Here is a 23,104-nt window from a genome sequence, read left to right as displayed (position 1 = left end):
GTCTGGCAAAGTCATAACACAACGCCATGCTTAATCTTGGTTTTTTTGAATTGACATTGTTTGGGATCATCGCACTCATCGTGCTAGGTCCTGACAAATTACCCGTCGCTGCTCGCACCCTAGGCAAGTGGTACGGCAACATTCGCCGTATGTCTGCACGCCTACAAAGCGAGTTCGTCAGCGAGTTACAGCTGGCAGAAGTGACAGACGAGCTTAAAAGCGAGCTTGCCAAAATGCGTGAATCAGAAGCCAAAATGAAAGCGCAAATGAGCGAGTTACAGCGTGCGCTAGATAAAACAGAGCGCACCGCCCATGCCAATCGCCGACGCATCGCAGACTGGGTCAATACAGCTGACACGACCACGCCTGACACGGACGGCTCAGCCAAGCCCACTCAAAGCAACAACCCAAGCGATGTCGCCTTGACTGCACATAACTTGACTGCGCATCATATGCCCATGGTCAATCGCTGGTTTTTGCTTGGCGATTATGATAAAAAACGCCGCCTGCCAAGCGCACCATTTTTGCCAAATCATCAAGCCGACCCTTTGCTATACATTCATCACACAAACCCACAAGACCACTCATGAAATCTGCCGATTATGATGCCGACATGCCTTTGATGGCACATTTTGCTGAGCTACGCACTCGGCTGATTCGTGTGCTGGTGGCTGTGCTGGTGGTGTTTTTGGCACTGGTGGGCTTTAGTCGTGAATTGTACGATTTTATTTCCAATCCTTTGGTTGCTCTACTGCCCAAAGAAGCCAGTCTCATCGCCACAGATGTTGCATCTGGATTTTTAGCGCCGATTAAGCTGACCTTTTTTGTGTCGCTGTTTTTGACCGTACCTTTTATCATCGCTCAGATTTGGGGCTTTGTCTCGCCTGCACTATACAAACACGAAAAACGAGCCGCCCTACCACTTCTACTGTCCGCCATCGTGCTGTTTTATGTGGGGGTGGCGTTTGCTTATTTTGTGGTTTTGGTGCCTGCTTTGAAATTTTTCGTCATGTTTGCTCCTGACAATGTCCTGCCGATGACCGACATTCAAAGCTATCTGGATTTTGTGATTGAGCTGTTTGCTGTGTTTGGCGTGATGTTTGAGATTCCTGTGGCAACCTTGCTTTTGGTGCTGATGCGAATCGTTACCCCACAATCTTTGGCGGACAAACGCCGCTACATCATCGTAGGCTGTTTTTTCATCGCTGCCATCGTAACACCGCCTGATGGGGCAAGTATGCTGATGCTTGCCATACCCATGTGTCTTTTGTTTGAGTTTGGCTTAATGATGGCAAAATTACTCGTCAAAGACACCGCCGCCGAAAGCTGACGGCTTGTAAGTCTTGCAGCCGCCGACGAAATTTAAGTACATTACAAATGCCATGATGCGTAGGGGCGAAACATTTTTCGCCCCATCATCCATAGTAAAAATTCCATTTGACTGCTATAATTAGCCGTTTTTATCGCCCACATTATCCATGAATCAGACCAAGCACACGCCCACCGATGAACAGCTTGCCGCCCTACAAATGGCGACCACAGGTCAGTCATTTAAAATTGTCGCCTATGCTGGGGCGGGCAAGACCAGCACCCTAAAACTCATCAGTGAAAATATGCGTGGGCGTGGGCTGTATTTGGCATTCAATAAAGCCATCGCCTTAGAGGCGCAGGGTAAATTTCCACCCAATGTACGCTGCCAAACTTTTCATTCACTCGCCTTTCGTCATGTCAATCGTGATGTGACCGCCAAAGTCAGTCTGCCACGCCTGACACCCACCAAATTGGCAAACGAGCTGGGGCTGTCTGCCATTGAAGTAGAACGCAAGATTGACGGCATCAAAAAATCAGTCGTCCTAACCCCTGCAAAACTTGCCAACATCATCTCTGAAGGCTTGAGCAATTTTTGTAAAACTTCCAGCGCCTACCCCGCCCCACGCCACATCACGCCACCGTCTTGGCTTGGCGAGTCAGATGGCGAACGCTTACAAGAAATGCTCTACCCTGCCTTAGAACAACGCTGGCTACAGTCCATTGACCCACGCCATCAGTCGGGCATTGGGCATGACATTTATTTAAAACTTTGGACACTGTCCAATCCCGTCATTCCTGCCGATTTTATCTTGTTTGATGAAGCTCAGGACGCAGACCCTTTGATGATGGGAGCGTTGATCCGCCAAGACAAACAGACCATCTATGTGGGCGATGCTCATCAGCAGATTTATGAATGGCGTGGGGCATTGAACGCCATGAAACGCCTGCCTTATCCGCAGACTCTGCTGACGCAATCGTTTCGTTTTGGCGAAGAGATTGCCAAAGTCGCCAATGTTTTTTTGACCGCCCTACAAGAACAAATCCCCCTAAAAGGCAATCCTGCCACGCCAAGTCGCCTTGCCAAACTGCTTGCCAATGGCGACAAGGACGCCATCTTGTGTCGCACCAACGCCACCGCCATGAGCCATTTATTATCTGGCTTAAAAAGAGGGCATAAAGTCGCCTTACAAGCCGACAGCGACCGTATTTTACGATTTTGTCACGCCGCCGAGAGCCTAAAAACAGGCAAATCAGCCTATGGCGTGCCAGAGCTTGCGTTTTTTAAACACTGGGGCGAAGTGCAGGAATTTAGCGAAACTGGCGAAGGCTCCGACCTAAAAACATGGGTCAAACTCATTGAAGAACACGGCACGCAGACCATCTCGCACGCCATCAAAAGCCTAAGCACCCAAAGTCACGCCGACTATGTTGTCTCCACCGCCCACAAAGCCAAAGGGCTAGAATGGGGACGAGTGCAAATCAGCGATGATTTTTTGTACGACATTAACCGCCAAAGCGTCAAAATCAGCCCCGAAGAGTTGCGACTGCTCTATGTCGCCTGCACACGAGCCAAAACAATTCTTGATGTGCATCATATTGTTGATTTACTCAGCGCCTTAAAACTTGGTGATAAAAAATTGATTTATAAATAGATTTATGACAGATTTTAGCCACTTTTTCCCCCACCCCGTCCGCCTGCTCGCCCCAATGGAAGGTTTGACCGACCCGTTAATGCGAAAGATTTTAACGCAAATCGCCTTTGATTTGGGGCGACCCTACGACTGGGCGGTGAGCGAGTTTATCCGAGTTACCCATTATCCCTTGCCTGCCCACGCCTTTTTAAAGTCCGTGCCAGAGCTATTAACGGACGGTAAGACCACAAGTGGTACGCCTGTTCACATTCAGCTACTTGGCAATAACCCACAGACGATGGCAGAATCTGCACTCGTGGCGGTAGAGCTTGGGGCAAAAGCGATTGATTTAAACTTTGGTTGCCCTGCCAAAACGGTCAATAATCATAAAGGCGGTTCGGTGCTACTTGACGAGCCAGAGATTTTGTACGCCATCATAAGTGCGGTGCGAAAGGCTGTCCCTGCCCACATTCCTGTGTCGGCAAAAATCCGCCTAGGCTATACCGACACCTCCAAAATGAGCGAAATCGGGCAAGCGGTCAAACAGGCAAACGCAAGCTGGCTGACCATTCACGCCCGCACCAAAATAGATGGCTACAAACCGCCCGCCTATTGGGAAAAAATAGAGCCATTTACCCATCTTGGCTTGCCCATCATTGCCAATGGCGAGATTTGGAATGCCGACCACGCCAAACGCTGTACAGAGCAATCCGCCACACCGCATTTGATGCTTGGGCGTGGGGCGGTAACTCGTCCTGATTTGATTGCCAATATTCATCATGGAGCAACGCTTGATTGGCAAGGACTTGTGCCGTATCAATTAGACTTTTTAAATGACGACACGGACAATCAAGGCGGACTCGTTGGGCGGTACAAACAATGGCTTGGCATGCTGACCAAAGGCTATATAGAAGCGGACGAGCTTTGGCAGGACATTAAAAGACTCAAAACCAAAGGCGACATCATTCATGCGCTAATGCAGTCTTGCCCATCTCTTAGGCATTGATGAGACAAAATTTTTATCAAGAATAATTTTCACTTGCATGATGGGAAAATTGGGCGTATAATTAGCAAAAGTAATATTATAACATTAAACTTCCCCAACAATTTCCCACAAGGAGACGCTCATGCAAGTCTTATCTTCTCTAAAATCTGCCAAAAACCGCCACGAAGATTGTCAAATCGTCCGTCGTCGTGGTCGCACTTTTGTGATTTGCAAATCCAATCCACGCTTTAAAGCCGTACAAGGTGGCAAAAAGAAAAAATAACGCCCACAAAAAATCCCGCACTCAGGCGGGATTTTCGTAGCGGTCTTGTCAGTCTTCGTGGCGCTCTTCATAAGCCTCATGCTCGGCTTGGTACAGCGTACCTAGTCGTTTTTGCGTGTCGACATCGAGCAGCTTTCTTGCCTCTTTGAAAAATTCATTTTCCTCTTCTTCTAGATGGTGCAGCGTCTCATCAATGAGTGCCTGCGCCGTCTCAAAAAATCGCTCATCGCCTGTGCGTCCATCGCCAAGCGTCGCCATCATCTCGTCCATCTCATGATGCTCAGCGATGGCATGACGAGACAGCTCCAAGCCCTCATCAAATGCCATCACAGGCACATACAGATGACGCTCTTCGGCGGCGGCATGAGCTTTAAGCTCAGCTTCTAGCTCATCAAAAGCCGCACGAGCCTTGGTGCGATCCTTGGCATCGATGTACTTTTGAAAATCCTTGCACATCTTGCGCTGAATGTCGTGCTTGGCAGTAAGCGCGGTGAAAATGTCTTCGTTGGTGTTAATATTCGTCATGATGTCCTTACTCTTTTGCAGTCGTGGTAAATAAATCCAATGACCGAACCCATCAGCGCATCACGCATGAAGGCTCAAAGCAGCCAAATCAAAGCCGCACCGATGTCGGTCCAGTCATTATAACAAAGTCAGCAAAGCATGAATGCACAATTATGTGGCATTATGTAGCCAATGCGAACGCTTATAGTTTACGATAGACATCAGAAAATGGCACACGAAAACGCTCGCCCCACACGCCCTTGTCGCTGCGAATGCCGCACGAGACCACCATGTTAATCTCGGCAGTCTCAGGCAAATCCAACGCCTCTTTGACCATCTTGGCATCAAAGCCCTCCATCGGACAGGTATCCAGCCCTTTTTCACTCATCGCCAGCATGAAAGTCTGCGCCACCAGTCCACAGCTTTTGTGCATGACCACACGCACATCATCAAACGACACATCACGCTGAATGGGACGAAATTGCCCAATCGTCCGTGCCAGCGCCGAGCGAGCCATCGGCACTAAGGCAGTCTGGCTGTACAAAAGTGGCATTAAGCGGTTGTAATAGCTGTCAAATCGCTTGGTACGACTGGCGACTTTGTGGGCAGGGCTGTAAGTTTTGATGTTGTGCTTTTCAAAGTCAAACACCGCCTTGGCGCGCGCTCGGTGCAAATCAGGACGAATCACAAACACCACCATCTGCGCTGCTGTCGTCGCCGCACCTTGCGACAGACAGGCTTTGGCAAGCTTGGCAAGCACCTTTTTGTCGGTCACATGATAAAATTCGTAAAGCTGCATGTTTGAGCTGGTCGGTGCCAAAGTGGCAAGCTCCAAGCTGTGCTTGACCAGCGTCTCATCAATCGGTGTCGGCAGATAATCTCGCACCGAACGGCGATGGCTTAAAATGTCATAAAGACTCATGGCTTTCTCCAAATCCAGATGATGCTCGCCCACCAAGTCCCATCGCCATTTAAAAACCATGGCGGAGGCATCTGCGCTGAGCGGGATAAATTTTTCATTTTATCTCAATTTGCCAAGTCTTACAATCATATTTTATGATAAACTATGCTCGCACTTGCCGTGCGATTTGTCATTTGCTAAGGACTTGCCATGTCAAACACCCCACCCAACAGACCCACTTCCCTTAACACCCAGCTCAGCCGTGAAGCCAAATGGTCTTTGTATCTGACCTTTTTCTATCTGGCAGGCTGGGTTATTTTTGCCTATTTTATGCCAAATGGTACAGGCGTATTTGGCTTTCCGCTGTGGTTTGAATTAAGCTGTGTGTTTTTGCCGATTTTATTTATCGTCATCACCTTGGCGGTATTAAAGGCTGTGTATCAAGACCTTGATTTGGACGCCACTGGAGACAATCATGACGCTTAATGTGCAAATTTTAATCCCATTGGTGCTGTATTTGGCGTTCGTGTTTGGCGTGGCGTGGCATGCCTACCAACAGCGAAGTCAGGGCGGATTTTTAAATGAATACTATGTCGGTGGTCGCTCTATGGGCGGTTTTGTGCTGGCGATGACCACAGTGGCGACTTATGTGTCGGCAAGCTCGTTCATCGGTGGACCGGGGGCAGCTTATAAGTATGGCTTGGGCTGGGTGCTGTTGTCCATGATTCAAGTGCCAGCCATTTGGCTCACGCTTGGCACGCTTGGCAAAAAGTTTGCCATCTACGCTCGCCAAACAGGCAGCATCACCATCAACGACCTACTTTTTGCTCGTTATCAAAACAAAATCGTGGTGTATTTGGCGTGCATCTCCCTACTTCTTGCGTTTTTTGGCATGATGGTGGTGCAGTTTATTGGGGCAGGTCGCCTGCTTGAAACCACGCTTGGCTTGCCCTACGAATGGTCGATTGCCCTATTTGCGGTGGTGATTGGGCTTTATACTTTTATTGGCGGCTTTCGTGCGGTGGTTTTGACCGACACGGTGCAAGGGCTGGTCATGCTCATCGGTACGGTGCTACTTTTGGGTGGTACGGTGGTGGCGACAGGCGGCATTGACAACGCCATGACAACCCTGCAAGCCATTGACCCACGCCTGCTTACACCCACAGGCGTTGATGACAAATTGTCGGCAACCTTTATGCTTTCGTTTTGGGTTTTGGTATGCTTTGGTTTGATTGGCTTGCCCCATACGGCAATCCGTGCAATGGCATATAAGGACAGTCGCTCGCTGCATCGTGGGATTTTGGTGGGGACAGCCGTGATGACGGTACTGGTGCTGGGTATGCACTTGGCAGGGGTACTGGCTCGTGCGGTCGTGCCTGAGCTTGATGTGCCTGACAAAGTCATTCCCACGCTCATGATGACGGTGCTACCGCCTTTTGTGGCAGGGATATTTTTGGCAGCACCGATGGCGGCGATTATGTCGTCCATTGACTCGATGCTGATACAGTCATCAAGCACGCTGATTAAAGATTTGTATTTATCCGCCAAGCCAGATGCCATCAAAAATGAGACCAAAATCAAACGCTACTCCACTGGCTTTACGCTCATTTTTACCATGATTTTGGCAATCGTTGCCATGCTCAATCCGCCTGATATGCTGATTTGGCTAAACTTACTGTCCTTTGGCGGACTAGAAGCGACATTTTTATGGGTGCTGTTGTTTGGTTTATATTACAAAAAAGCCAATGCCACAGGGGCGATATGGTCTATGGTGGCAGGTCTGACGAGCTATGTCATCATCGCTTATTTTAAAATCACTCTTTGGGATTTGCACGCTGTGGTGCCTGCGTTGGTGATTGGCTTGGTGGCGTTTTTGGTGGGGAATAAAATCGGCGAGCGTCGGACAATTTAACTCAAAAACTTAAAAATAAAAGGACGAGATTTCGTCCTTTTTTATTCATCACACCACATCAACAATGATCGGCTTGCCCTTATGCATCAGCACCGTAACATCAACCCCATACAGCGTTTTCATGTTCTCGGCAGTCAGCACATCGACAGGACGACCCACCGACACCACTTCGCCCCCTTTCATCATCACCACCGTATCGGCAAACTGCGACGCTTGGTTGATGTCATGTAGCACGATGACCACCGTTTTGCCGCCATTTGCCAGTACTTTCATCTGACGCATGAGTCGCCCTGCGTGGTACATATCTAGGTTGTTGAGCGGTTCATCAAGCAAGATATACGGGGTGTCTTGGCACACCACCATGGCAATCAGCACCCTTTGACGCTGACCGCCCGACAAGTCGGACAAAAACCGCTCGGCAAGTGGCTCAAGCTCAAAAGTCGCTATCATCTCTTCGACCTTATCCTTATCCGTCTGCGTGGGTCGCCCTTGATGATAAGGGTACCGCCCAAACATGAGCAGTTCACGCACACGCAGTCGCCCCTGAATGTGGTTTTCTTGGGCAAGCATGGCGACCACCTTTGCCATGTCGGTGTCGCTCGTGGTGTTGATGTCGTTGCCATCAAAGCTGATTTGCCCACCCTGCAAAGGATTCATGCGAGCCATCAGACTAAACAGCGTGGATTTGCCCGCCCCATTTGCCCCAATCAAAGCGACGATTTGCCCTGCGGGTAGCTCAAAACCGACATTTTTTAAAATCGCCAAATTGCCGATGTTGTGGCTGACATTTTGAACTTTTATCATCATCAATTCCAGTCATTCTAATAAATATAAAGGCAATCCCAAACCAAATAAATCAAAAAATGAATGTGCCAAAGTAAATGGCAACAATTCATCACTTTTATAGCGTAATAACAAAAACACAATCCCCAAAGTGGTAATGGTTAATGCCCCTGCCAACCCTTGATAGGTATGAAAGGCAAATCGCACAAACAAAGTAAACACAATGGCAAGGGGCAAATGTTTTTTTGTGGTCAATGCCACCAATCCAATAAAAAATACTTCCTCATAAAAGCCATTTAGCAGAGCAAATAAAATAAAGGAAACAGACCACATACTAAAATGCTCGCTTGCCCCATAATGTGCCTCTGTGGTTGGATAAAGCTCGGGAAAAGCCCAGTACTGCAAATACTCATAAAGCGATGCCACCGTTCCTGCAATGAGAATGTACAGCACCACTTTTGGCAATGTCCAGCGATTGACACTAAAATTTAATTGTTTAAAATCAAATTTACGATAGGTCAAATAACCAAACGCCGCCAATAATGCCGCAATTTCACTCAAAATCCCCGACCAATTACTTGAACTGTTGAATTCCAAAGTCTTGGGGGCAACCTGCTCACGACTTATCAATTCAAAAAACTGCATGTTGGAACTATAAATGGCAAAGCCAAAAAAGATAATCGCCAAAATAACCACATCAAACAAATGCAATGATTTTAGTTTATTTTGCATTCAACAACCTAAATTTATAGATTAAATTTTATGTATTAAGAATTATTGCATTGTGCGTTGTTTGCCATATTGTGTAAAAATCAGTAGCAAAAACGCCACGCCGCCAAACAGCTCAATGATGACTTCGAGCACGCCTGCCACCTTAAAGACATGCTCAAACACCGCCTGCCCCACGATGAGCGTACTGCTTGCCACCAAGCTGACCAAAATCAGCCTCTCGCCATGCGCCATTTTGGTACAAAAGCGGTTGGTCAAAGCGCACACAAGCAGCCCAAAAAACGTAATCGGACCCACAAGCGCCGTCGCCATCGACACCAAAAGAGCAATGGTCATCAAAATGCCTAGCGACAATGTGCGATATGGCACGCCCAAGCTGATGGCGCAGTTTCTGCCAAGCATCAGCACATCTAGGGCAAATCTGTGCCGCCAAATGTATACAAAACTTAAAGCCGACAGCACCATGCTTGTGATGAGTAGATTGACATTGACGGCGGTAAAGCTGGCATAGCTGTGCGCCTGCACCGTCACAAAATCATCAGGGCTTATCATGCGTGCGACCATGTAGGACAGGCTTCTAAACAATATCCCAAAAATCACACCCACCAAGATGAGCCGTGTCAAATCCTGATTATGCTTTGTAAGCAAAAAGCGAAACATGGCAACACTCATCGCCATCATCACCATCACTTCAAAAGCAAATTTGCCCACCGCAGGCATCGTGGTGTAGCTCACCATTCCCAAAAAGAACAGCATAAGGCTCTGTATCAAGACATATAAGGCATCAAAACCCAAGAGACTTGGCGTTAAAATGGGGTTATGCGTGAGCGTTTGGAACAGTAGCGTGGACACCCCCACCGCATAGCCCACCACCAAAAAAGCAACGAGCTTACGGGTGCGTAGCGGCAGGGCAAAATCCCAGCTCACCACATTCAAAGTCAGATACAGCCCACAGCCGATGACAAGGATGATAAAGGCGATGAGTATTGGGTTGTTTTTTAAAAAAGCCATGACACTCCCCTACTTCGCCCTTGATAATAACCACAAAAACAGTGCCGACCCCAGCACCCCGAACACCACATAGACAGGAATCTCAAAAGGATAGCGAATCACTCGCCCGATGATGTCACAAAACAGCACGCACGACGAGCCTAAGATTGCCACCGCAGGGAGCGACACTCTTAGGCGGTCGCCCACCAGACGGCTCACGATATTTGGCACGACCAAGCCCACAAAGCTGATCGCCCCCACCGTCACCACCACCACCGAGCTTATCATCGCCACCATGCCGATGGCAAGCCACATCACCGCTTCTTTGTTTACGCCCAAGTTTTTGGCAATGCCGTCTCCAAGACCGATGATGGTCAAACGGTCCGCCATGATGTACGCAAGCGCCGACAGCCCACCGACCAGCCACAGCGTCTCATAACGACCTGCCAAGACACTTGAAAAATCGCCAAACCGCCACACCGACAGCATCTGCACCATCTCTGTCTGATAAGCGATGAACAAAGTCGCCGAGTCGATGATACCCCCAAAGACAATCCCCACCAAAGGAATGATGAGAAAATCGGTGGCAGGCAGACGCTTGATGAGCTGCATAAAAACTGCCATGCCCAAAAATGCCATGACAGTCGCCACGCCCATTTTGCCAAGCAAAGGTAGCGTCGGTAGGTACAAGCTGGTGAGCAAAATCCCCAAAACCGCCGACTGTGTCGCCCCCACCATCGATGGCTCGACAAAACGGTTTTTTAGCACCACCTGCATCATCATGCCAGCGATTGCCATACTCGCCCCTGTGAGCATCAGCGCCAGCGTGCGGGGCAAGCGGCTGGTCAAAAGCAGCTGCAAACTGCCATCTGCATCATCAAGCAGTCTCGCCCACGAAAAATTCGCCACGCCCACCGAAATGCTGACAGCAATCAGCACAAGCAAAATCAGCATGGCGCCAATATTGACCACCATGGGCAAACGCCAAAAAACAGTCTGTGCGGTAGAAGTGCTCATAATTTTGAATGATTGGGTAAAATAACTGTCAAAAAACTTTAAAACATGGCACAAATTTGCACACGCTGCCAGACTTACCCATCAGGCGGTGCAAGCTTTCTACCAGTTTTTAAATTTGGTAGGCATAAAAAATGATACTTTTTTATGCCAATGTCTTAAAATTTAGCCGCCAAGCAAGCTCATCTTGGCTTGGGCTGGCTAAGCCACAATCTAAGGCACGATCTAAGGCACGATCTAAGGCACGATCTAAGGCACGATCTAAGGCACGATGATCGCAAAGATATACGCCGCCAAGTTCACCAAAAGCACCACGCCATACAGCATATTGGTGTACCGCCGACAAACACTGCCAATCAAAAAAACCGCCAGCAAGCAGCTATAACCACGCACTGCTTTTAATATCTACAAAATAAAACAACCACGCCAACTGGCAGCGCCAAAGACCAAAGAGACAAGGCAGGATATTTAAATTTTTTGCATTCAGCTAATTATAATTACTTATCATTTATTGACAATTCCACAAACTCAATTCACCAAAAACTCAGTTCGTCAAGATTTAAAAAGCGCCAAAAAGTCGCATGGGCGAATCATGTTCGCCCTGCTTTTTGATTTAAATGCTCAAAAGAGCGCACTTTGGACAGCCTGATGCGCCCCATCCGCTTTGTCAAACTTATTGCGCTGCTTTGGCGTCAAATGCGTCTTTGACGATCTTAGCGTCTTTTAGCCATTGATAATAGCCACCAAAGGCAAGATAAGAGTCTGGGCTAACATAGACAATCTGCTGATTTTTCCAAGCTTTGGTGTTGTGCATCAAAGGATTGTCAAGGATTTGCTGAGCGGCCACACCTTCTTCGCCGATCGCCGCTGTACGGTCTAGCACAAACAGCCAGTCAGGATCGACTTTTTGGATGTATTCAAAGCTGATCGGCTGACCATGATCCGCCACCTCAATGTGCTCATCTGCCAATGGCACACCAAAAGCCGTGTGCAGATAGCCGTAGCGAGAGTTTTTACCATAGGCGCTCATTTTATTGCCATTGATCAAGATTGCCAAGCCATTGCCCTTGCCTTGCACAGAAGCCTTAGTGTCAGCGATCGCTTTATCGATGTCGGCGATGAGCTTTTGAGCATCGTCTTGTTTATTAAAGACATTGCCAAAGTCGGTCAGCTGCTGCTTGGTGGCGGCATAGACATCACTGGTGTCGATGGTAAGATTATAAGTCGGAGCGATTTTGCCAAGCTCTTCGGCATGCTTTGCCATGCGAGAACCAACAAAGACCGCTTGTGGTTTTAGACCATGCAAAGCCTCCAAATTTGGCTCAAACAGTGTGCCAATCTGCGTGGTCGCTGGGGCGTTTTCAGGCTTTAAATTCAGCATCAAAGCACGGTCATCTTTGATGTCAGGAAAACCCTGCACTGGCACGCCAAGCGCCGTCAAATTCTGTAAAGCGGTCATGTCGTACACCGCCACAGGATTTGGATTGGTGCTGATGGTCTGCTCGCCAGTAGCAGTCTTGATGCTGACCTCGCCAGTGGCGGCATTGCTGTCAGCTTGCGCTGTGGTGTCGGTGGTGGCTGGGTTGGCGGCAGGCTTGTCATTACCACAAGCAACGAGTGTCAGACCACACGCCATCATCACGCCCAAAGTCGCAGGGCGAATCAAGGTAGAAACATTCATCATTCACTCCAAATCTTTAAAATCTTTAAAATCATGCCAAACCATCGTCACGACATGGCATTAAATACTTTGCTTATGATATATAATTTATCAAAAAATATCAATGATAATGAGAATGTTTTTTGTTACAAGCACTTATTTTCTTGCCGTCTTTTACTGGCGATACTTAGCAAACACGCCCATTAAAACAACAAAAAAGCCAAACCCAAAAGGCTTGGCTTTTTTGTCTTGGCGATCGTTAGTTGATGCGCACACGATATTTGACGACAGCGGTAGCGCCGATGCCCACATCTTCCACCGTCCAACGCAGCGCCTTGTAGTAGCTTAGTGGCAGCTCTTGCGCTTGTCCATTGACACTGGTGCGAATCGGCATATTCACAAAGCGGCTGCCATCGATGCTGGCCCTAACGATCGTAGGCTCAACCGAGCCGACCAACTCCGTACCCTCAGGAATGCCAAGCGTGACGGTCATTTTGCGCACACGGTTGGTGTCATAATTGGTATAAAGCCCTTGATACTCAACCACATCGCCACGGCTGACGCCATCGGTGATGGTCAGTGGACGCAAGGTTTCATTGCCCGATGCATCACGCACCACCAAAAAAGCGTTGATTTTTTCATCGACTTTGGGGGCGGCTTGGGTGGTCGCTTGCGCCTGCTCAGCCTCTGCTGTTGGTAGCATGGCATAAGCAGAGATGGCACTTGTTGCCAAAGCGGCGGTCAAAAAAAGCTGACGAAATTTCATAATCGTTCCTTAAATTTCAAAAATTTTCACCAATCAAACAATTTTGTCAAAAGACAGAGTTTGCCAAAAGACAGGTTTGACTCAGTGAGACGACAAATAAAAGACAAATAAAACTGCAAAACTTACCAAACCCCAACAACAGCCCATCCATGTTAATCACAAATTTCAGTGACAATCATTCAGAAAATCACCACTTGCCCGCACATCCGCTTGTACATTTTGCCTGCATTGTTTGAGTTTGACTTTGCTTTATCATACCATGAAAAACCATCAAAAGTACCAAAAAATTACCACAAATTGTGTCATAAATGACACGCCTGTGTATGATTTTATCATCCATCACTTGTATTAAGGCGTTCCACCAAGTGCAAATCGAGCATTTATTGACCGATGATTAAGCATTAAAATGACCGCAAATGACAGAGGTCAAATGACTTAAAGCACTCAAACAAATCGCCATAAAAATAAAAAGCCACTCATCAAGAATGGCTTTTTAGCGATTTAGCGATCAATCACTCATCATTCATCACACACGCTCAATGATGGTGGCGATGCCCTGACCCAGACCGATACACATGGTCGCAAGTCCAAGCTGGGTATCTTGTTGCTCCATGACATTAAGTAGCGTGGTCGTGATACGAGCGCCCGAGCAGCCCAGCGGATGACCCAAAGCGATCGCACCGCCATTGTGATTGACGATGTCTTGCTTGTCGTACAGATCCAAGCCCTTTAAGACCGAAAGACCTTGAGCGGCAAAGGCCTCGTTAAGCTCCACCGTCTGAATGTCAGACAGATTCACGCCTGCACGCTTTAATGCCTTTTGGGTGGCTGGCACAGGTCCATAGCCCATAATCGCTGCATCACAGCCTGCCACTGCCATGCCACGAATGCGCGCACGGGGTTTTAGACCCAGCTCTTTTGCCTTCGCCGCCGACATGATCAGCATCGCCGATGCACCGTCAGACAATGCCGATGAAGTACCTGCCGTTACCGTACCATTGGCAGGGTCAAAGACAGGTTTGAGCTTTTGTAGGCTTTCTAAATTGGCATCAAAACGAATCACTTCGTCTGTGGTGCAAAGCTGTAAATTGCCTGCCTCATCATGACCTTCCACGCCGACAATCTCATTGGCAAAGCGACCTTCAGCGGTGGCTTTGGCGGCTTTTAGGTGTGAATTTAGGGCAAATTGATCCTGCTCGTCACGGGTGATGCCGTTTAATCTGCCAAGCATTTCGGCAGTCAGACCCATCATGTTGGATGCTTTGGCGATGGATTTTGATGCACTTGGGTTTAGGTCTACGCCGTGCATCATCGCCACGTGCCCCATGTGCTCCACACCACCGATGATGAATACCTCACCTTGATTGGTCATGATTTGGGCGGCGGCGGTATGCAAGGCTTGCATGGATGAGCCACACAGGCGGTTTACCGTTTGAGCTGCCACATGCTTTGGAATGCCAGCCAACAAACTGGCATGACGACCAATGTTCCAGCCTTGCTCCAAGGTCTGATTGACACAGCCCCAGACCACATCTTCAATCAAATTGGCGTCCAAGTCATTACGAGCAATCAGCGCACGCATCAGTTCAGCCGATAGCGTCTCGGCACGCACATGACGAAACATGCCGTTTTTTGATTTGCCCATTGCGGTACGCACGCCATCAACGATGACGACATCTTTTGGAGATAATACTGTCATAATTTTTCCTTAAATATTGCATCTTTTTTATTCAGTTAGGCATAAAACTTCTCGCCACGCTCTGCCATGTCACGCAGCAGCTGTGGAGCTTCGTACGCTTTGCCCAGATGTGCGTATTTGTCGCACAGTGCCACAAAGTTCGCCACGCCCACTTGGTCAATATAACGGCAAGGACCGCCACGGAACGGTGGGAAACCTAGCCCCATCAGCATTGCCATGTCTGCCTCGGCAGGCGACGCCACGATGCCATCTTCAAGGCAGCGCACCGTTTCATTACAAAACGCCACCATCAAACGGTCAATGATTTCTTGATCATCAAACTCTTTTTGCGTGTCTTGCACACCTTTTAATAGCTCATAAGTGGTTGCATCTTGCGATTTTTTTGGCTTGCCTTTTTTGTCAATTTCGTACTTATAAAAGCCCACGCCATTTTTTTGACCCAAGCGATTGTTCTCAAACATCACATCGGTGGCGGTCTTATAATCAGGCTTCATGCGATCAGGGAAACCTGCCGCCATCACAGCGCTGGCATGAACGCCTGTATCAATGCCGACCACATCCAGCAGATACGCAGGACCCATCGGCCAGCCAAATCTCTCCATCACCTTGTCAATTTGGACGAAATCAGCACCGTGCTTGACCAACAAATCAAACGCCCCAAAATACGGGAACAGCACACGATTCACCAAGAAGCCCGGGCAGTCATTGACCACGATTGGCGTTTTGCCCATTTTTTGAGCCAACGCAACGGTGGTCGCCACTGCCTCATCGGAAGTTTTTTCGCCACGAATGACCTCAACCAATGGCATACGATGCACAGGGTTGAAAAAGTGCATACCCACGAAGTTCTCTGGGCGTTTTAGGGCAGTGGCAAGCTCTGTGATGCTGATGGTTGATGTGTTTGACGCCAAAATCGCCGTCTCTTTGATTAGGCTTTCGGTCTCGGCCAGCACCGATTTTTTGATTTTTTCGTTTTCAACGACCGCCTCGATGACGATGTCAGGCGTGCCAAAGTCGCCATAGTTTAGCGTTGGGCGAATCTTGGAAAGCGTCTCGCCCATCTTAGCAGGCGTTGATTTGCCACGCTCTACTTCTTTGGACAAAAGTTTGCTCGCCTCGCTCATGCCAAGATCAAGCTGCTCTGACTTGATGTCTTTCATGATGATCGGCAGGCCCTTTTTCGCTGCCTGATAAGCGATGCCGCCACCCATGATGCCTGCGCCCAATACCGCCATTTCATTGATGTCGTGGGCGTTTTTACTGTGGTCTTTGGCGGCTTTTTTGACCGCTTGGTCGTTCAAGAATACACCGACCAAGGCTTGAGCTTGTGGCGTTTTTGCCGCCTTGACAAAGCCCTCTGCCTCAACCTTGATGGCATCATCACGGTTTAGATTGGCGTGTTTTTCAATGCTTTGCACCGCCAGAGCGATCGCAGGATACTGCTTTGGATTTGCCTTGGCAAAGATGACGCCCTTGGCAGAGTTAAACGCCATCGCTTGCTCAAGCTGGCTTAGGCGCACAGGTACAAGCTTTTCTTGACGCTTAGCTTGCCAATCCAGCTCGCCTGCGATGCACTTTTTGACCAAATCGATCGCCGACTGCTCCACCGCCTCATCAGCGACCACCGCATCCACCAAGCCCATTTTCAAGGCAGCGTCAGGGCGAATGTTATTGCCCGTAGCGATGATTTCTAGGGCATTGTCCACACCCACCACACGGGGGGCACGCACCGAGCCACCAAAGCCTGGGAAAATGCCAAGCTTGGTCTCAGGAAAACCCACTTGTCCTGATGTGCCGATCACACGATATTCACAAACCAAGCTCATCTCAAAACCGCCGCCCAAAGCCGCACCATTGATGGCGGCGACTTTTGGAAATGGCAAATCTTCAAAGCGGTTGAAGGTGTCATTAATGGCAAGCAGCCATGATCTTAGCTCATCTTCTGAGCGCTCAAAATGACCGACAAACTCGGTGATGTCCGCCCCTGCGATGAATACTTTTTTGCCAGAAGTAACAATCAGACCCTCAATGTCGTCTCGCCCTTCTAGCACAGACACTACTTCGGCAAATTCGGCATTGGTCGCCGTGTCAAATTTATTCACGCTCTCAGATTGATTGTCAAAACGCAAATTGGCGATACCGTCCGCCAAACTAACAGATAGGCTATTGCCATTATAAAGCTCAGTCATTGCCATTTCCTTTTGTGATAAAAAATTTAATGCTAACAGTCATCACTTAGCCAATTTAATATAACAAAATTTTCATGGCTTGGGTTAAGATTTTTTGAAAATTGACTGATGGGTCATACAAAAAACCCCCAAAGCCACTATGGACTTTGGGGTAGGTAGTCACAGCCATCAAGTCAATGTCGCTGTCGAAGGGGTGAGGCTAATTTCTCCCTACATACTGGCGGCAATGTCGATGCTTATCACAAGATATCATGGTAGCAAAACGCAGCGCATTAAGCCATCTTGGGTGATTCGCCCTCTTCGATCACTTCACGAGTCACCGTCACCTCTTTGACATCCTCCCTACTTGGCAGCTCGTACATGGTGTCAAGCAGAGCGTTTTCGATGATTGAGCGAAGCCCCCTTGCGCCCGTCTTGCGCTTCATGGCTTGCTTGGCGATGGCAGTCAAGGCATCTTGTTCAAAAGTCAGTTTCGCCCCTTCCATCTCAAACAGGTATTGATACTGCTTAGTCAGGGCATTTTTCGGCTCAGTCAAGATCTGCACCAACGCTGCCTCGTCCAGCTCATCAAGCGTAGCGATGACTGGCAGACGACCGATGAACTCTGGAATGATACCAAATTTTACCAAATCCTCAGGCTCAACTTCACGGAACAGCTCGCTGATTTTTGCCTCTGATTGCGCCTTGACCGTGGCGTTAAAGCCCATGCCTGTGGTCTCGGTACGCTGCTGAATGATGCGATCCAGCCCTGCAAACGCACCACCGACGATGATTAGGATATTACTGGTGTCCACCTGAATCATCTCTTGGCGTGGGTGCTTGCGTCCGCCTTGTGGTGGAATATTCGCCACCGTGCCTTCGATGATTTTGAGTAGTGCCTGCTGTACGCCCTCGCCAGAGACATCACGGGTGATGGACGGATTTTCAGATTTGCGGGTGATTTTGTCAATCTCATCGATAAAAATGATGCCTTTTTGGGTGCGTTCAATGTCATAGTCGGCGGCTTGCAAGAGCTTTTGGACGATATTTTCCACATCTTCACCCACATAGCCTGCCTCGGTCAAAGTGGTCGCATCCGCCATCGCAAACGGCACATCCAGTAGGCGTGCCAAAGTCTGCGCCAGCAAAGTCTTACCAGAGCCAGTCGGACCGATCAGCATGATGTTACTCTTGGCAAGCTCGACTTGATCGCTCGCTTGCGCATCTTTTGGCTCAGATTTTAGGCGTTTGTAGTGGTTATAGACCGCCACCGACAAGGCTTTTTTGGCGGCATCTTGACCGATGACATATTCATCCAGATGGGCTCTGAGCTCTTTTGGCGTTGGTAATTTGGCATCTTTCCATGCCTCAGTTTTGGCGTCCGCCGCTTCTGCCTTGGCATCATCAATGCCTGCGCCAGACAGCATGTCACCACAAGCAACGATACACTCATTGCAAATACTGGCTTCGTCGCCTGCGATGAGTTTTTTTACTTCGGCTTTTTTCTTGCCACAAAACGAGCAGGTATTTAGGTCAGTCATGCGCACTCCTTACAGATTCGATGGGCGTTTGTCCAGCACCACATCGACCAGACCGTATTCTTTGGCTTGCTCGGCGCTCATGAAATTATCACGATCAGTGTCTTTCTCCAAACGCTCGACAGGCTGTCCTGTGTGATCAGCCAGCAGCTGATTGAGCTTGGCTTTTAGTTGCAAGATTTCTTTGGCATGGATTTCAATGTCCGATGCCTGACCACGAAACCCGCCCAATGGCTGATGGATCATGACACGGCTATTGGCAAGGGCGTAGCGTTTGCCCTTCTCGCCTGCTGACAATAAAAACGAACCCATGCTCGCCGCCTGACCCATGCAGATGGTAGACACATCAGGCTTGATGAAGTTCATCGTATCATAAATCGCCATGCCAGCCGTTACCACGCCACCGGGCGAGTTGATGTACAGATGAATGTCTTTTTCAGGATTGTCCGCTTCTAAGAATAACAGCTGAGCGACGATCAGATTCGCCATGTTGTCCTCAACCTGACCTGTCAAGAAAATCACTCGCTCACGCAAAAGGCGAGAAAAAATATCAAACGAACGCTCGCCACGACCCGACTGCTCAATAACCATCGGCACAAGGGCGTTTTGGGGCGCATGATAACTGTCCATCAGTTGATCATAAAAAGGATTGTATTTCATGTTCATGGAATTTTCCAAAAATGTTAAAAACTCTGCCTATTCTACCATCAAATAAACAATACCCCAAACACTGTTCGGGGTATTTTTATGGCTTTATTGTAAGCAAGCCAAATTACAGCTGTGCTTGTTGTGCTGCTGCCAATAGGTCTTGGTATTTTACTTCTTTGTCAGTAACTTTACCTTGTGATAGCAGATAATCCACCACTTGATCTTCCAGCACAACCGCCTCAATGCCAGCACGCTGCTGCTTGTCGTTGGTGTAGTACTCGATGACCTCAGCTGGATCTTCGTAGTTTTCAGCGGCATCGCTAATGAACGCTGTCACACGCTCTTGATCCACTTCAATGTTTTGTTTTTCGATGATTTGGCTAACCAATACGCCCAAACGCACCGCACGAAGTGCTTGGTCTTCAAACAGCTCATTTGGCAGCATGTCTGCACCAAAGGTGTTTGGATTTGCACCAAACTGCTGTGCAAAGCGTTGTAGCATTTGCTCACGCTGACGGTTGATTTCTTGCTCTAGCATGGCTTTTGGCACATCAAATTCGTTCTTTTCAAGCAGAGCATCAAACGCCGCTTGTTTTACTTGATTGCGACCAGCGTTTTTGATTTCACGCTCCATGTTCTTACGAACATCGGCTTTTAGCTTGTCAAGACCGCCTTCTTTTACGCCAAACAATTCAAAGAATTCTTCGTTCAATTCTGGCAATTTGGCCTCTTTAACTTCTTTGACATTGATTTTAAAGTCAGCTTCTTTGCCTTGTAGGTTTTCTGCTTGATAATCTGCTGGGAAAGTTACCTTGATGGTTTTTTCTTCGCCAGCTTTCATGCCTTTCATGCCGTCTTCAAAGCCTGGAATCATGCGACCTGAACCGATGATCAGACGATAGTTTTCAGCTGTGCCGCCTTCAAACTTCTCGCCGTCGATTGAGCCTTCAAAGTCAAAAGTCGCTTCGTCGCCATCAGCAAGCTCGCCGTCTTTGGTTTCAAAAGTTTGGCGTTGTTTTTGTAGATTTTCAATCATCACATCGACATCTTCGTCAGACACAGTGGCGGTTTGACGCTCAACTTCAATGTCAGACAAGCCTTTGACTTCCACTTCTGGGAAAGTTTCAACAGTCGCTTGATATACCAAAAAGTCGTTTTCAAGCTTGACATCGTCAATGTTTGGCACGCCCACGGCACGCACTTTTTTCTCATTCATCGCTTCAAAGACGGTATCACGAATCACATCGTTGATGACTTCTTGTTGAATGCCTGCACCGTACTGAGCACGAATGTGGCTTACTGGCACTTTGCCTTTGCGAAAACCGTCAATTTTAGCGGTCTTAGCTAGGCTACGAATGCGACCTTCCACTTTGCTTTGGATTGTACCTACTGGCACTTTTACGGTCAGTTGGGTTTCTTTGTCAGACAGTACATTGACTGCGATGTCTAGATTGCTCATGATGATTACCTTTTAAAAATATCAATTATAAACCAGCCCGATGTCCATCAAGCATAAAATTTGGGTGTATCATAACACGATTTAGGCAAATAAACACCTAAAAACACCACAGTATAACGCCAAGCGATGAAAATTACAACAAAAACCACCAAATTGACGCATTTTTGATTAAAATCTCATCAAAAAACAGCGTAAGACCTGCGGATTTATGCCGTTTTTAGTGCGTCAATGAGCCGTGCCAATGCTTGCCCACGATGGCTGATGGCGTTTTTTTCGCTCTTGTCAAGCTCGGCAGACGATTTGCCAAGCTCTGGCAACCAAAACAGCGGATCATAACCAAAGCCCTGCTCGCCCACAGGACTGTTCAAAATCTCGCCCAGCCATTCACCTTGCACCACGATGGGCAATGGGTCATCAGCGTGGCGAACCATCGCCAATACGCAGATAAATTTGCCCACCACAGGCTCATCCGTGCGGTATGATTCAAGCTTGGACAGCAATTTGGCGTTGTTGGCGGCATCATTGCCATGCTCGCCTGCAAAGCGTGCCGAATAAATCCCTGGCAGATTGCCAAGCACAGGCACGCACAGACCGCTGTCATCACTGATGGCAGGCAGTCCGCTCATTTTGCTGGCGTGACGGGCTTTGATGATGGCATTTTCAATGAATGACAAGCCATCTTCCACCGCATCATCTATGCCAAGCTCGCCTTGGGGAATGATGTCAATGCCCAGATTCGCCCCATCAAATAATGCTTGAAATTCTGCCAATTTGCCTTTGTTATTACTTGCCAAAACAATCTTTTGCCAGCTCATCGCACACCTTTTTTATCAAAATATTTATCAAAACTTCATCAAAAAATCCCATTGTAGCACAAAATATAAATCCAGATGCAAGCCAAATTCAAGGTTTCTTTTTTAAAAATTTATTGGTAAAATATCATTTAATAATCATTTGCAATTAGGAATTATCATGACGGATACTGTTTTTGATCAACACCCACCCCACCCACCGACCACAAGCCCATTTGCTAACGAATCCAGCCACACCCCACCCACCCCACCGCCTTTACCACCCAGCACGCACCGCTTTGCTTTTTTGGGTAATGGCATGGATTATTTTAAAATTTGGATTGTTAATTTGGTTTTGACCATCATTACCATCGGTTTTTATTCGCCGTGGGCAAAGGTACGCCGTTTGCGTTATTTTTATGGCAACACCCAAATCAACCAGCGAAGTTTTGATTTCACCGCCAATCCAAAACGCATTTTGATCGGACGGCTCATCGCCATCACTTTGTATCTTATCATCAGCGTTACCAGCAATTTATCGGTAGAGATTGCCCTGATTGGCTCGGCATTGTTATTTTTGGCGGTGCCTTGGCTGATTCGCTCGTCCATGCGTTTTATGGCAAGAAACAGCCAATACAACAATGTCCGCTTTGGCTTTAACGGCAAACTTGGCACTTTATATCTGCTGTTCATCGCCATGGCAATTTTAGGTACGCTCAGTTTTGGCTTGCTCATGCCACTGTTTTGGCGAGCGTTTAAGCGTTATCAGTTTGACAATACTTATTTTGGACAATTAAAATTCAACTTTGGGGCAAGTGTTGGCGATTTTTATAAGGCGACACTGCTGCCGATGATGCTATTCATCTTTATGGTGGCTGCGCTTTTTGGCATCGGATTTAGTGGCTATATGGACACCACTGCCGACATGGACAATCCTGCGATAGACACAGTATTTTTGGTGATGATCGGTGTGTTTTATTTGGGTATGCTGCTCATCATACCACTGGCAAAAGGCTTGCTGCACAAAGCCATTTGGAGCAAAATGAGCCTAGGTAACAACCGCTTTAAACTTGTGAATTTTAGCGTGTTAAAATTTGCACTCATCAATCTGACCAACTACATCGCCATCATTTTAAGTCTGGGACTACTGTATCCGTGGGCGGCGGTGCGACTACATCGCTACAAGACCGAAACGCTATCACTGGTGGCGGTTGATGACTTTGAGACACTGACCACGCCAAGCACGGACAACATCTCGCCAGTCGCCGAAGAGATCAGCGATGTATTTGACATTGATGTGTCTTGGTAATCCCCACCAACATTGATAGGAAC

Annotated in this window: 23 protein-coding genes; 8 read left to right on the top strand and 15 right to left on the bottom strand. The window is 48.0% G+C overall.

Annotated elements, in window-relative coordinates:
* The first annotated feature begins 26 nt into the window (after positions 1–26).
* From tatB to ykgO, 5 genes are all read left to right on the top strand, one after another.
* Entirely contained in the window at positions 27–590 is a 564-nt protein-coding gene (gene tatB / locus LU290_RS00530; RefSeq protein WP_277808643.1) for a Sec-independent protein translocase protein TatB, read from the top strand.
* Complete coding sequence (gene tatC, locus LU290_RS00525; protein ID WP_277808642.1) at positions 587–1,330, top strand: twin-arginine translocase subunit TatC; 744 nt, start codon at positions 587–589, stop codon at positions 1,328–1,330. The genes tatB and tatC overlap by 4 nt, the downstream gene beginning before the upstream one ends.
* Before the next feature lie 148 nt (positions 1,331–1,478).
* Complete coding sequence (locus LU290_RS00520) at positions 1,479–2,963, top strand: UvrD-helicase domain-containing protein (protein ID WP_277808641.1); 1,485 nt, start codon at positions 1,479–1,481, stop codon at positions 2,961–2,963.
* Positions 2,964–2,967: 4 nt separating this feature from the next.
* Complete coding sequence (locus LU290_RS00515; protein ID WP_277808640.1) at positions 2,968–3,948, top strand: tRNA dihydrouridine synthase; 981 nt, start codon at positions 2,968–2,970, stop codon at positions 3,946–3,948.
* Positions 3,949–4,069: 121 nt separating this feature from the next.
* On the top strand, positions 4,070–4,210 hold the full coding sequence (gene ykgO, locus LU290_RS00510) for a type B 50S ribosomal protein L36 (RefSeq protein WP_277808639.1): 141 nt from the start codon (positions 4,070–4,072) through the stop codon (positions 4,208–4,210).
* 48 nt (positions 4,211–4,258) lie between these two features.
* Here the strand turns inward: ykgO and LU290_RS00505 are convergent, their stop codons facing one another.
* Together LU290_RS00505 and LU290_RS00500 are read right to left on the bottom strand one after the other, a co-directional pair.
* Positions 4,259–4,735 carry a hemerythrin domain-containing protein gene (locus LU290_RS00505; protein ID WP_277808638.1) on the bottom strand — a complete coding sequence of 159 codons (477 nt, stop codon included), beginning with the start codon at positions 4,733–4,735 and terminating at the stop codon, positions 4,259–4,261.
* A 181-nt stretch (positions 4,736–4,916) separates the two neighbouring features.
* Positions 4,917–5,696, bottom strand: coding sequence for a nitroreductase family protein (locus tag LU290_RS00500; RefSeq protein ID WP_277808637.1), 780 nt, complete (start codon positions 5,694–5,696; stop codon positions 4,917–4,919).
* 129 nt (positions 5,697–5,825) lie between these two features.
* Here LU290_RS00500 and LU290_RS00495 point away from each other — a divergent pair, with 129 nt between their 5' ends.
* Both LU290_RS00495 and panF read left to right on the top strand, forming a co-directional pair.
* Positions 5,826–6,101 (top strand): YhdT family protein, encoded by a 276-nt coding sequence (locus LU290_RS00495; RefSeq protein ID WP_277808636.1) that lies wholly within the window; start codon positions 5,826–5,828, stop codon positions 6,099–6,101.
* The gene (gene panF, locus LU290_RS00490; RefSeq protein WP_277808635.1) at positions 6,091–7,527 is read left to right on the top strand and encodes a sodium/pantothenate symporter; all 1,437 of its coding nucleotides are present in this window, start codon (positions 6,091–6,093) and stop codon (positions 7,525–7,527) included. The genes LU290_RS00495 and panF overlap by 11 nt, the downstream gene beginning before the upstream one ends.
* Positions 7,528–7,575: 48 nt before the next feature.
* Here panF and LU290_RS00485 read toward each other — a convergent pair whose 3' ends face one another.
* From LU290_RS00485 to rdgB, 13 genes are all read right to left on the bottom strand, one after another.
* On the bottom strand, positions 7,576–8,331 hold the full coding sequence (locus LU290_RS00485) for an iron ABC transporter ATP-binding protein (protein WP_277808634.1): 756 nt from the start codon (positions 8,329–8,331) through the stop codon (positions 7,576–7,578).
* A 12-nt stretch (positions 8,332–8,343) separates the two neighbouring features.
* Positions 8,344–9,042 carry a CPBP family intramembrane glutamic endopeptidase gene (locus LU290_RS00480; protein WP_277808633.1) on the bottom strand — a complete coding sequence of 233 codons (699 nt, stop codon included), beginning with the start codon at positions 9,040–9,042 and terminating at the stop codon, positions 8,344–8,346.
* Positions 9,043–9,084: 42 nt separating this feature from the next.
* Positions 9,085–10,050, bottom strand: a complete 966-nt coding sequence (locus tag LU290_RS00475; protein WP_277808632.1) for an iron chelate uptake ABC transporter family permease subunit — start codon at positions 10,048–10,050, stop codon at positions 9,085–9,087.
* 9 nt (positions 10,051–10,059) lie between these two features.
* Complete coding sequence (locus LU290_RS00470; RefSeq protein ID WP_277808631.1) at positions 10,060–11,046, bottom strand: ABC transporter permease; 987 nt, start codon at positions 11,044–11,046, stop codon at positions 10,060–10,062.
* Positions 11,047–11,188: 142 nt separating this feature from the next.
* Positions 11,189–11,389: a hypothetical protein gene (locus LU290_RS00465; protein WP_277808630.1), complete on the bottom strand. Its 201-nt coding sequence runs from the start codon at positions 11,387–11,389 to the stop codon at positions 11,189–11,191.
* A gap of 327 nt (positions 11,390–11,716) precedes the next feature.
* Positions 11,717–12,724, bottom strand: coding sequence for a siderophore ABC transporter substrate-binding protein (locus tag LU290_RS00460; protein ID WP_277808629.1), 1,008 nt, complete (start codon positions 12,722–12,724; stop codon positions 11,717–11,719).
* A 238-nt stretch (positions 12,725–12,962) separates the two neighbouring features.
* Entirely contained in the window at positions 12,963–13,469 is a 507-nt protein-coding gene (locus LU290_RS00455; RefSeq protein ID WP_277808628.1) for a hypothetical protein, read from the bottom strand.
* Positions 13,470–13,995: 526 nt separating this feature from the next.
* On the bottom strand, positions 13,996–15,168 hold the full coding sequence (gene fadA, locus LU290_RS00450) for an acetyl-CoA C-acyltransferase FadA (RefSeq protein ID WP_277808627.1): 1,173 nt from the start codon (positions 15,166–15,168) through the stop codon (positions 13,996–13,998).
* A 35-nt stretch (positions 15,169–15,203) separates the two neighbouring features.
* Positions 15,204–17,357: a fatty acid oxidation complex subunit alpha FadB gene (fadB, locus tag LU290_RS00445; protein ID WP_277808626.1), complete on the bottom strand. Its 2,154-nt coding sequence runs from the start codon at positions 17,355–17,357 to the stop codon at positions 15,204–15,206.
* Between the two features lie 272 nt (positions 17,358–17,629).
* Positions 17,630–18,877 carry an ATP-dependent protease ATP-binding subunit ClpX gene (clpX, locus tag LU290_RS00440; RefSeq protein WP_277808625.1) on the bottom strand — a complete coding sequence of 416 codons (1,248 nt, stop codon included), beginning with the start codon at positions 18,875–18,877 and terminating at the stop codon, positions 17,630–17,632.
* Between the two features lie 9 nt (positions 18,878–18,886).
* Positions 18,887–19,504 (bottom strand): ATP-dependent Clp endopeptidase proteolytic subunit ClpP, encoded by a 618-nt coding sequence (clpP, locus tag LU290_RS00435; RefSeq protein WP_277809516.1) that lies wholly within the window; start codon positions 19,502–19,504, stop codon positions 18,887–18,889.
* Positions 19,505–19,646: 142 nt separating this feature from the next.
* Positions 19,647–20,981 (bottom strand): trigger factor, encoded by a 1,335-nt coding sequence (gene tig / locus LU290_RS00430; protein ID WP_370688534.1) that lies wholly within the window; start codon positions 20,979–20,981, stop codon positions 19,647–19,649.
* A gap of 206 nt (positions 20,982–21,187) precedes the next feature.
* Positions 21,188–21,796 carry an RdgB/HAM1 family non-canonical purine NTP pyrophosphatase gene (rdgB, locus tag LU290_RS00425; protein ID WP_277808624.1) on the bottom strand — a complete coding sequence of 203 codons (609 nt, stop codon included), beginning with the start codon at positions 21,794–21,796 and terminating at the stop codon, positions 21,188–21,190.
* Positions 21,797–21,953: 157 nt separating this feature from the next.
* Here rdgB and LU290_RS00420 point away from each other — a divergent pair, with 157 nt between their 5' ends.
* Positions 21,954–23,081: a YjgN family protein gene (locus LU290_RS00420; protein WP_277808623.1), complete on the top strand. Its 1,128-nt coding sequence runs from the start codon at positions 21,954–21,956 to the stop codon at positions 23,079–23,081.
* Positions 23,082–23,104: the final 23 nt, after the last annotated feature.

Origin of the sequence: Moraxella nasibovis (assembly GCF_029581575.1) — a bacterium.
In the GTDB taxonomy this organism is placed as follows: domain Bacteria; phylum Pseudomonadota; class Gammaproteobacteria; order Pseudomonadales; family Moraxellaceae; genus Moraxella; species Moraxella nasibovis.
This window is presented reverse-complemented; position numbering and strand designations above follow the sequence as displayed.

Excerpts from the sequence above, each read along its gene's own strand:
- clpX (WP_277808625.1), bottom strand. The coding sequence starts at position 18,877 with ATGACTGACCTAAATACCTGCTCGTTTTGTGGCAAGAAAAAAGCCGAA.
- clpP (WP_277809516.1), bottom strand. The coding sequence starts at position 19,504 with ATGGACAGTTATCATGCGCCCCAAAACGCCCTTGTGCCGATGGTTATT.
- LU290_RS00495 (WP_277808636.1), top strand. The coding sequence starts at position 5,826 with ATGTCAAACACCCCACCCAACAGACCCACTTCCCTTAACACCCAGCTC.
- LU290_RS00470 (WP_277808631.1), bottom strand. The coding sequence starts at position 11,046 with ATGAGCACTTCTACCGCACAGACTGTTTTTTGGCGTTTGCCCATGGTG.
- LU290_RS00520 (WP_277808641.1), top strand. The coding sequence starts at position 1,479 with ATGAATCAGACCAAGCACACGCCCACCGATGAACAGCTTGCCGCCCTA.
- rdgB (WP_277808624.1), bottom strand. The coding sequence starts at position 21,796 with ATGAGCTGGCAAAAGATTGTTTTGGCAAGTAATAACAAAGGCAAATTG.
- tig (WP_370688534.1), bottom strand. The coding sequence starts at position 20,981 with ATGAGCAATCTAGACATCGCAGTCAATGTACTGTCTGACAAAGAAACC.
- tatC (WP_277808642.1), top strand. The coding sequence starts at position 587 with ATGAAATCTGCCGATTATGATGCCGACATGCCTTTGATGGCACATTTT.
- LU290_RS00505 (WP_277808638.1), bottom strand. The coding sequence starts at position 4,735 with ATGACGAATATTAACACCAACGAAGACATTTTCACCGCGCTTACTGCC.
- tatB (WP_277808643.1), top strand. The coding sequence starts at position 27 with ATGCTTAATCTTGGTTTTTTTGAATTGACATTGTTTGGGATCATCGCA.
- ykgO (WP_277808639.1), top strand. The coding sequence starts at position 4,070 with ATGCAAGTCTTATCTTCTCTAAAATCTGCCAAAAACCGCCACGAAGAT.
- LU290_RS00420 (WP_277808623.1), top strand. The coding sequence starts at position 21,954 with ATGACGGATACTGTTTTTGATCAACACCCACCCCACCCACCGACCACA.
- fadB (WP_277808626.1), bottom strand. The coding sequence starts at position 17,357 with ATGACTGAGCTTTATAATGGCAATAGCCTATCTGTTAGTTTGGCGGAC.
- fadA (WP_277808627.1), bottom strand. The coding sequence starts at position 15,168 with ATGACAGTATTATCTCCAAAAGATGTCGTCATCGTTGATGGCGTGCGT.
- LU290_RS00460 (WP_277808629.1), bottom strand. The coding sequence starts at position 12,724 with ATGAATGTTTCTACCTTGATTCGCCCTGCGACTTTGGGCGTGATGATG.
- panF (WP_277808635.1), top strand. The coding sequence starts at position 6,091 with ATGACGCTTAATGTGCAAATTTTAATCCCATTGGTGCTGTATTTGGCG.
- LU290_RS00500 (WP_277808637.1), bottom strand. The coding sequence starts at position 5,696 with ATGGTTTTTAAATGGCGATGGGACTTGGTGGGCGAGCATCATCTGGAT.
- LU290_RS00485 (WP_277808634.1), bottom strand. The coding sequence starts at position 8,331 with ATGATAAAAGTTCAAAATGTCAGCCACAACATCGGCAATTTGGCGATT.
- LU290_RS00480 (WP_277808633.1), bottom strand. The coding sequence starts at position 9,042 with ATGCAAAATAAACTAAAATCATTGCATTTGTTTGATGTGGTTATTTTG.
- LU290_RS00515 (WP_277808640.1), top strand. The coding sequence starts at position 2,968 with ATGACAGATTTTAGCCACTTTTTCCCCCACCCCGTCCGCCTGCTCGCC.
- LU290_RS00455 (WP_277808628.1), bottom strand. The coding sequence starts at position 13,469 with ATGAAATTTCGTCAGCTTTTTTTGACCGCCGCTTTGGCAACAAGTGCC.
- LU290_RS00475 (WP_277808632.1), bottom strand. The coding sequence starts at position 10,050 with ATGGCTTTTTTAAAAAACAACCCAATACTCATCGCCTTTATCATCCTT.